This window comes from Lacisediminihabitans profunda (assembly GCF_008040105.1).
Taxonomy (GTDB): domain Bacteria; phylum Actinomycetota; class Actinomycetes; order Actinomycetales; family Microbacteriaceae; genus Lacisediminihabitans; species Lacisediminihabitans profunda.
In genome coordinates this window covers 1-520 of record NZ_VRMG01000056.1, presented here as the reverse complement: position 1 = coordinate 520, position 520 = coordinate 1, and the positions used below count along the sequence as shown (strand labels likewise).

At 65.6% G+C, this 520-nt stretch carries 1 protein-coding gene; it reads right to left on the bottom strand.

The features are described from left to right. Nucleotides 1–187: 30S ribosomal protein S2 (gene rpsB, locus FVP33_RS19035; RefSeq protein WP_147785260.1), on the bottom strand; the 187-nt coding region annotated here is incomplete at its 3' end. Nucleotides 188–520: the final 333 nt, after the last annotated feature.

Below are 520 nucleotides of genomic sequence, written 5' to 3'. Positions count from 1 at the left end.
GGGCGACGGTCTCCTTGACGTAGTCATAGGTCTTGTCGATGTACTGGAGCGACTGCTGCAGGTCGATGATGTGGCTGCCCGAACGCTCGGTCAGGATGAAGCGCTTCATCTTCGGGTTCCAACGGCGGGTCTGGTGTCCGAAGTGCACGCCGCTGTCGAGCAGCTGGCGGATGGTAGCAACGGCCATGGCCGTCTCCTTTTCTGCGCCCGCGCACCTGCCGGCCTGTCCAAGACCGCGCCTTTCGGCACGTTCCTGTGACGGCACAGGGGCAACGCATGACGCTATGTCAGTTTCTTATGGCCGCCGGTTGGAGGCCAATCCTGGTGCCCGGCGCGCATCCGCCCCGCTCACGTGAATGAACCGGGGACTGAGTGGATGTGGTGGCGTGTCGATGAAGACTGTGGGCACGCGTAGTCACCCCGCGCGAGGCGGGATGCTGAGAAAAGTGTAGCACCGCTCCCACCCTGCCTCGCGTCAGCGGGCGGCTCTCCCCCACTCGCGCCCCGCCGGGCCCTCCCG